Genomic DNA, 8,222 nt, shown 5'->3' with positions numbered 1-8,222 from the left:
GTTCAGGAATCTCGCCGACAGAGCGTGCCGGCCCTTACAGGCCGAACTCGCTGTCGATCAGGTCGAACAGTTCGTCATCCGTGGTCGCCGACTCGAAGTCGCGCGCGCTCGCCTGCTCGTCCGCGTCCGGCTCCCGGTCGGCCGGCAGCACCTGCCGCCCGCAGGCGGTGAGCAGCTCCGCCAGCCGGTCGCCGATCCGCTCGCGCGCCGCCGCGGCGTCGGCCGGCAGCGCGGCCAACGCACCCGCCAGCCGGTCCAGTTCGGCCAGCAGCGGCTCGACCGCACCGTCCCCGCCGGGCCGCAGCTGCACCCGCAGGTGCTCGGCCAGCTCGGCGGCGGTCGGGTGGTCGAAGACCAGCGTGGCGGGCAGGCTCAGCCCGGTGGCCGCCGCCAGCCTGCGGCGCAGCGCGACCGCGGTCAGCGAGTCGAAGCCCAGCTCGCGGAAGGCCCGGCCCGGGCGGACCTGCTCGCGCCCGGCCAGGCCGAGCACGGCGGCGGCCTCGGTGCGGACCAGGTCGAGCAGCAGGCGGGTCTGCTCCGGCTCGGCCAGGGTGGCCAGCCGCTCGGTCCAGCCGCCGGTCGACGGTTCCGGCTCGGCGACCGCACTCTCGGCCAGCACCGCCTGGGCGTCGGCCAGTTCTGCGAGCAGCGGGCGCGTCCTGGCCAGCGTGAAGCCGGGCACGAAGGCCGCCCAGTCGATGTCCGCGATCACCAGTGCGGTCTCGTCGGCGTCCACCGCCTGCCGCAGCCCGGCCACCGCGGCCTCGGGCGCCATCTCGGGGACCCCGCCGCGCCGCAGCTGGGCTCCGACGTGACCCTCGGCCATCCCGCCGCCGGCCCACGAGCCCCAGGCGATCGAGGTCGCCACCAGCCCCTGGGCGCGGCGCTGTTCGGCCAGGGCGTCGAGGAAGGCGTTGGCCGCGCCGTAGGCGGCCTGCCCGCCGCTGCCCCAGGCGGCGGCGCCGGAGGAGAAGAGCACGAAGGCGTCCAGGTCGCGCTCGCCCAGCAGGTCGCTCAGGTGCACCGCGCCGGCCACCTTGCCGCCGGCCAGCTCGGCCAGGTCCGCCACGGTGTTCCGCTCGACCGGCGCCGCGAACTGGGCGGTCCCGGCGGTGTGCACCACGGCGGTCGGCGGGTACTGCGCCAGCAGCTTCTCGACGGCCTGACGATCCGCCACATCACAGGCCTCGATGGTCACTTCAGCGCCGAGGTCGATCAGCTCCGCGGACAGCTCGGCGGCGCCGGGGGCGGCCGGGCCGCGTCGGCTGGTCAGCACCAGGTGCACCGCACCGGCCCGGGCCAGCGAGCGCGCCACCTGCGCGCCCAGCCCGCCGGTACCGCCGGTGATCAGCACCGTGCCGCGCGGCTGCCACGGGCGCCGCGCCGGCGCTGCGGCGTCGGCCGCTGCGGCGGCCCGGACCATCCGCCGACCCCAGAGGCCGGACGGGCGCACCGCGACCTGGTCCTCGCCCTGCTGCACGGCCAGCACGCCGGCCAGCGCAGCGGCGCCGCGGGCGTCCAGTGCAGCGGGCAGATCGATCAACCCGCCCCAGCGGTCCGGGTGCTCCAGGCCGATGATCCGGCCCAGGCCCCAACTCATCGCCTGCCAGGGGCTGGTGGTCGGATCCTCGGCGCCGGTCGAGACCGCGCCGCGGGTGGCGCACCAGAGCGGGGCGGTCACGGCGAGCTCGCCGAGCAGCCGGAACAGCTCCAGGTCGGCGGCGAGTCCGAGCGGGACCACCGGGTGCTCCGGGTGCGGGCGCTCGTCCAGCGCGAGCAGCGAGAGCACGCCGGCGGGCGCTTCCGTGACGGCCGCGCGCACCGGCGCCAGGTCGGCCGGGTCGACGGCGAGCAGGGCGACCGTGGCGCCGTGCCGTTCCAGTCCGGCGCGGACGGCGGCGGGCAACTGCTCGTCGGCCCGGTCGGCCGGGACCAGCAGCAGCCAGCGGCCGTTCAGCGTCGGGGCCGGCGGCGTGCTCAACGGTCGCCAGACGATCCGGTAGCGCCAGTCGTCCAGTTGGGCGCCCTGCTGCCGGTCGCGGCGGTAGTCGGTGAGCGCCGGCAGCACGCTGCTCAGCGGAGCCTGGTCGTCCACGCCGAGCGCCGACGCGAAGGCGGCGAGGTCGCCGGAGTCCACGGCCGCCCAGAGGCGATCGTCCATGCTCTGCTGGGCGGCGGCCGGGGCCGGGGCCGCCGGCCAGTAGCGGGCCGGCTGGAAGGGGTAGGTGGGCAGCTCGACCCGGCGGGCGTCGGCCGGGTACTGCCAGCTGACGGGTGCGCCGTCGACGTGGAGTTCGGCGAGGGCGGTCAGGAAGGACTGCACCTCGGGCCGGTCCTTACGCAGCGCGGTCGCCGCGACCCGGGGCTCGGTGGGCAGACTGTCCTGGGCCAGCGCGGTCAGGGTGCCGTCGGGGCCGACCTCCAGCAGGCGGGTCACCCCCTGGGCGGCCAGCGTCTGGATGCCGTCGTGGAACCGGACCGCCTCGCGGACATGACGCACCCAGTACGCCGGGTCGCAGACCTCGTCGCTCACCAGCGCGCCGGTCAGGTTGGAGACCAGCGCGATCCGCGGCACAGCAGGCGAAAGCCCACGCACCACCTCGCCGAACTCCACCAGCATCGCGTCCATAGCGCCTGAGTGAAACGCATGCGAGACCCGCAAACGCCTAGTCTTCCGACCCAACCCCTCGAAGTACTCACCAACCGCCAGCACCCCAGCCTCGTCACCGGAGACCACCGTGGCCTGCGGCCCGTTCACCGCAGCGATCGACACACCGGCGGTGAGCAACGGCAACACCTCCGCCTCCGCGGCCTGCACCGCCACCATCGCCCCACCAGCCGGCAACGCCTGCATCAACCGACCACGGGCAGCCACCAGCGTGCAGGCATCCTCCAGCGAGAACACCCCGGCCACATGCGCCGCCGCGATCTCACCCACCGAGTGACCCATCACCACATCCGGGCTCACACCCCACGACTCCAGCAGCCGGAACAACGCGACTTCGAGAGCGAACAGCGCCGGCTGCGCAAACCCGGTCTGATGCACAGCGTCATCAGCGGGGAGCTCGACATCAAGCCGCGCACACACCGCGTCATACGCATCCGCGAACACCGGGAACGCCCCATACAACTCACGCCCCATCCCCACCCGCTGCGACCCCTGCCCCGTGAACAGGAACGCCGTCCGCCCCGCGCCACCGGCCGCGCCGGTGACCAGCTCGGGCGACTGCTCGCCGCGTGCCAGGGCCGCCAGGCCGTCCTCGCCCAGCACCACCGCGCGGTGCTCGAAGAGCGCCCGCCCGGTCGCCAGCGAGTGCCCTAGGTCGGCCGGGTCCAGCTCCGGACGGGCCGCCAGCAGCTCGCGCAGCCGCACCGCCTGGGCCCGCAGCGCCGCCGCCGAACGGGCGGAGAGCGGCCAGCGCACCAGGTGGTCCGCGGCCGGCCGCGGCGCGGTGGGCTCGGTGACCGGCGCCTGCTCCACGATGACGTGCGCGTTGGTGCCGCTGATCCCGAACGAGGACACCCCGGCCCGCCGCGGCTCACCGGTGCGGGGCCACGCCCGCTCCGAGGTCAGCAGTTCCACCGCCCCCGCCGACCAGTCCACGTGCGGGGTCGGCGCGTCCACGTGCAGGGTGCGCGGCAGCACGCCGTGCCGCATCGCGAGCACCATCTTGATCACGCCCGCGACACCGGAGGTCGCCTGGGTGTGGCCGATGTTGGACTTCAGCGAGCCGAGCAGCAGCGGCGTGTCCGCGGCCCGCCCCTGCCCGTAGGTGGCCAGCAGGGCCTGCGCCTCGATCGGGTCGCCCAGCGTGGTGCCGGTGCCGTGCGCCTCGACCACGTCGACGTCCGCGCTGCCCAGCTGCGCATCGGCCAGCGCGGCCCGGATCACCCGTTGCTGGGACGGCCCGTTCGGCGCGGTCAGCCCGTTCGACGCACCGTCCTGGTTCACCGCCGTCCCACGCACCACGGCCAGCACCGGGTGCCCGAGCCGCTCCGCGTCGGCGAGCCGCTCCAGCACCAACACGCCGACGCCCTCGGCCAGCCCGAAGCCGTCCGCCGCCGCCGCGAAGGCCTTGCACCGCCCGTCGGGCGCCAGCGCCCGCTGCCGGCTGAAGGCGAGGAAGGCCTCCGGGCCGGCCATCACCGTGCTGCCGCCGGCCAGCGCCAGTTCGCACTCGCCCGAGCGCAGCGCCCGCACCGCCAGGTGCAGCGCCACCAGCGAGGAGGAACAGGCCGTGTCGATGGTGACCGCCGGGCCCTCCAGGCCCAGCGTGTAGGCGATCCGGCCGGAGGTGACGCTGCCGGCCGCGCCGGTGATCAGGTAGCCCTCCAGGCCCTCACCGGCCTGCTGCACCCGACTGCCGTACTCCTGGGCGGAGGCGCCGACGAAGACGCCCGCCCGGCTGCCGCGCAGCCCGGCCGGGTCCAGCCCGGCCCGCTCGACCGCCTCCCAGACGGTCTCCAGCAGCAGCCGCTGCTGCGGGTCCATGGCCAGCGCCTCGCGCGGCGCGATCCCGAAGAACTCCGCGTCGAACTCGGCCGCCTGGTGCAGGAAGCCGCCGGACCGGACGTAGGAGTGGCCGACCCGGTCGGGGTCCTCGTCGAAGAGGCCGGCCAGGTCCCAGCCGCGGTCGGCCGGGAAGCCGGACACCACGTCGGCCTCGGCCCGCAGCAGCTCCCACAGCTCCTCGGGCGAGCGCACCCCGCCCGGGAAGCGGCACCCCATGCCGACGATGGCGATGGGTTCGTCCGTCGTGCCGGGCAGCGCCGCGCCCGGCTGCTCCGGCGCCGGCGCCTCCCCCAGCAGCAGCTCCAGGACGTGCCGGGCCAGCACCACCGCGCGCGGGTAGTCGAAGACCACCGCCGCCGGCAGCCGCAGCCCGGTCGCCGCGTTCAGCCGGTTGCGCAGCTCCACCGAGGTCAGCGAGTCGAAGCCGAGCTCCTTGAAGGCCCGGCCGACCTCGACTGCCGCCGGGTCCCCGTGCCCGAGCACCGCGGCCACCTGGGCCCGGACCAGCTCCAGCACGGCCGCCTCGCGCTCGGCCGCCGGCAGGCCCGCCAGCCGGCCGGCCAGACCCGACGGCTCGGCAGCCGCGGCCGGCGCCGCCACCGGCTCCCGCGCCTCGGGCAGTTCGGCCAGCAACGGGCTCGGCCGGGCACCGGTGAAGACCGGCCCGAACCGCTCCCAGTCCACCTCGGCGACCGCGACGCAGGTGTCCTGGTGGTCCAGCGCCAGCTGGAGGGCGCCGATCGCCGGCTCCGGGTCGATCACCGGCACCCCGCGCCGGCGCAGCGTCTCCTGCAGCTCCGCCGGAATCATGCCGCCGCCGGACCACGGCCCCCAGGCCACCGCGAGCACCGGCAGGCCCTCGGCCGCCCGAGCCAGGGCGAGCGCGTCCAGGTGGGCGTTGGCGGCGGCGTAGGCACCGTGGTCGCCGACCCCCCAGACACCCGCGATCGAGGAGAAGAGCACCACGGCGTCCAGCTCGTCCCGATCCAGCACCGCCACCAGGTGCTCCAGACCGGCCACCTTGCCGCCGACCGCCGCGGCCAGCAGCGCCGGGTCGGTCTCGGCAAGCGGGGCCAGCTGCCCGACACCGGCGGCGTGCACCAGGGTGCGGACCGGACCGTGCTCGGCGGTCACCCGGCGGACCAGCTCGGCCACCTGCCCGGCGTCGGCCAGGTCGCAGGCGACCGCCTGCGCCGAGACACCGGACGCGGCGAGCTCGGCGAGCAGCTCGGCCGCGCCGGCCGCGTCCGGGCCCTGCCGGCTGGTCAACACCAGGTGCTCGGCACCCCCGGCGGCCAGCCAGCGGGCCAGGTGACTGCCGAGCGCGCCGGTCCCGCCGGTGACCAGCACGGTGCCGCGCGGCGCCCAACTGCGCCGGGCCGGCCGGTCCCCGAGTGCCGCGCGCACCAGGCGACGGCCGAACAGGCCGCTGCCGCGCAGCGCCACCTGGTCCTCGCCGCCCGGGCCGGCCGCGAGCAGCCCGGCGAGGCGGGCCGCGGCGCGGGCGTCCAGCTCGGCCGGGAGGTCCAGCAGACCGCCCCAACACGCCGGGTGCTCCAGCGCGGCCACCCGACCCAGACCCCAGATCTGCGCCTGCTGCGGCTGCGCCGGCGCCTGCGCCTGCGCCCGGCCGGTCGCCACCGCGCCGCGGGTGGCGCACCAGAGCGGCGCGCCGAGCTCGGTGAGGGTGCGGAGCAGCTCCACGGTCCAGGCCGCGCCGCGGGTGAGCAGCGGGTGCTCGGGGTGCGGGGTCGCGTCGAGGGCGAGCAACGAGAGGACGCCGGCCACCGGGGTGGCGGCGAGCGCGGCCCGCACCCGCTCGGCGGGCTGGTCGGCGGCGTCGAGGGTGACCGGGGTGAGCCGCAGCCCGTGCGCGCCGAGACCGTCGACCAGGGCCGTCACCAGCTCCGGGGCGGCCCCGCCGGCCGGGAGCAGCAGCAGCCAGTCCGCGGACGTGCCGGGCGCCGGACGGTCGTTGACGGGCTGCCAGCTGACCTCGTAGCGCCAGTCGTCGGTGGTCGCGCGCTGCTGGCGGCGGCGCCGGTAGGCGGTCAGCGCGGGCAGCGCCTCGGCCAGCTCCTCCGGCGGCGAGCCCAGGGTGCGGGCCAGCTCGGCCAGGTCGCCGTCGGCCACGGCCGTCCAGAACCGGGCCTCCGCCCGGTCCGCGCCGGTGGCGGCGATCGGCGCGGGTGCGTCCAGCCAGTAGCGGCGGTGCTGGAAGGCGTAGGTGGGCAGTTCGACGGTGCGGGCACCGGCCGGGAAGCGCCAGGCCACCGGGACACCGGCCACGTGGAGTTCGGCGGCGGAGGTGAGGAAGCGGGCCAGACCTCCCTCGTCACGGCGCAGGGTACCGGTGACGACCGCGTCGGGGGCGGTCTCCTGGAGCGCGAAGGTGAGCACGGGGTGCGGGCTGACCTCGACGAACACCGGGTGACCGGCGGCCTGCAGGGCGCGCACGGTGGACTCCAGCTGCACGGTCTGCCGCAGGTTGCGGTACCAGTACGCGGCGTCCAGCCGGGTGGTGTCGAGCAGGTCACCGGTCACGGTGGAGTGGAACGGCACGGTCGAGGCCTGCGGCGCGATGGGGGCCAGGGCAGCCAGCAGCTCCGCTTCCAGCTCCTCGACGTGCGCCGAGTGCGAGGCGTAGTCCACCGGGATCCGACGGGCCCGTACCTCCTCGGCGGCGCAGCGCTCCAGCAGTTCGTCGAGGGCGTCGTTGTCACCCGACACCACCAGCGAACCAGGCCCGTTCACCGCCGCCACCGACAGCCGGCCGTCCCAGCCGGCCGCGACCCGCTCGGCCGGCAACGCCGTCGACACCATGCCCCCGCGCCCGGCGATCGCCCGGATCGCCTGGCTGCGCAGGGCCACGACACGGGCGCCGTCCGCCAGCGACAGAGCGCCGGCCACCACGGCAGCCGCGATCTCACCCTGGCTGTGGCCGACCACCGCCGCAGGCGTGACCCCGTGCGCCCGCCACACCTCCGCGAGCGACACCATCACCGCCCACAGCACGGGCTGCACCACATCGACGCGCTCCAACGCGGCAGCGTCGCCCAACACCTCGAGCAGCGACCAGTCCACGTACGGCGCCAACGCCTGCGCGCACTCCGCCATCCGCGCCGCGAACTCCGGCGACTCCACCAGCAGTTCCGCAGCCATCCCCACCCACTGCGACCCCTGCCCCGGGAAGACGAACACCACCCGGTCGGCACCCTCGACCACCGTGCCCAGCACGGCGCCCGCCGCCCGCTCGCCCGCGGCCACGGCGTCCAGCCCGGCCCGGAAGCCGGCCGGCTCGGCGGCGACCACCACCGCGCGGTGCTCGAACGCCGACCGGGTGCTCGCCAGCGACCGGCCGACGTCGGCCGGCCGACCGGCTGCGAGCCGCTCGCGCAGTCGCGCCGCCTGCTCGCGCAGCGCCTCGGCGCTGCGGGCGGAGAGCACCCAGGGCAGCACCGCGGGCTGGAGCTCGGCGCCGTCATCCGCCGGTTCCCGGCCCGGCGCCGCCTCCAGGATCACGTGCGCATTGGTGCCGCTGATCCCGAACGACGACACACCGGCCCGGCGCGGCTCACCGGTCTGTGGCCACGCCCGCTGCTCGGTCAGCAGCTCGACCGCGCCCGCCGACCAGTCCACGTGCGGGGTCGGCGCATCCACGTGCAGGGTGCGCGGCAGCACGCCCGCGCGCATCGCCTGCACCATCTTG

The 8,222-nt window shown here is 76.5% G+C and carries 1 protein-coding gene; it reads right to left on the bottom strand.

The genetic code is table 11. From position 1 onward, the window contains the following. Positions 1 to 34: 34 nt before the first annotated feature. A partial coding sequence (locus ACQRUO_RS27825) for a type I polyketide synthase (RefSeq protein WP_428318838.1) occupies positions 35 to 8,222 on the bottom strand: 8,188 nt, incomplete at its 5' end.

It is taken from the genome of Kitasatospora sp. LaBMicrA B282, from assembly GCF_050325825.1.
Lineage (GTDB): Bacteria > Actinomycetota > Actinomycetes > Streptomycetales > Streptomycetaceae > Kitasatospora.
The sequence above is the reverse complement of the archived record's forward strand: the minus strand, read 5'-3'. Positions and strand labels throughout refer to the sequence as shown.